The organism is Mycobacterium sp. E2479 (assembly GCF_001667925.1).
Lineage (GTDB): Bacteria > Actinomycetota > Actinomycetes > Mycobacteriales > Mycobacteriaceae > Mycobacterium.
Genome location: NZ_LZJR01000020.1, coordinates 1 through 554, shown reverse-complemented (window position 1 = coordinate 554; position 554 = coordinate 1). Strand labels below are relative to the sequence as shown.

General features: G+C 68.8%; 1 protein-coding gene. It reads left to right on the top strand.

Annotated elements, in window-relative coordinates:
• On the top strand, nt 1–554 hold a 554-nt coding region (locus A5686_RS02380), incomplete at both ends, for a VWA domain-containing protein (protein ID WP_156749906.1).

The following is a 554-nucleotide window of genomic DNA, read 5'->3' as shown; positions in this document are numbered from 1 at the left end:
GACCATCCTGCTGGCCGTGTCGCTGGTATTGCTGACCACCGCGATGGCCGGGCCGACCTCGGACGTCCGGATTCCGCTCAACCGCGCGGTCGTGATGCTGGTGATCGATGTCTCGGAGTCGATGGCTTCGACCGATGTGCCGCCCAACCGCCTCGACGCGGCCAAGGAGGCCGGCAAGCAGTTCGCCGACCAGCTGACCCCGGCGATCAACCTGGGGCTGGTGGAGTTCGCGGCCAACGCGACGCTGCTGGTGCCCCCGACGACCAACCGCGGCGCGGTGAAGGCGGGCATCGACAGCCTCAAGCCGATGCCCAAAACCGCAACGGGAGAAGGCATTTTCACCGCTCTGCAGGCGATCGCGACGGTCGGTTCGGTGATGGGCGGCGGCGACGGCCCACCGCCGGCCCGGATCGTGCTGGAGTCCGACGGCGCCGAGAACAAGCCCTCCAACCCCAGCGATCCGCACGACGGCGTCTACACCGCGGCGCGGCTGGCCAAGGACGAGGGTGTTCCCATCTCGACGATCTCGTTCGGGACCAAGGGCGGCGAGATCG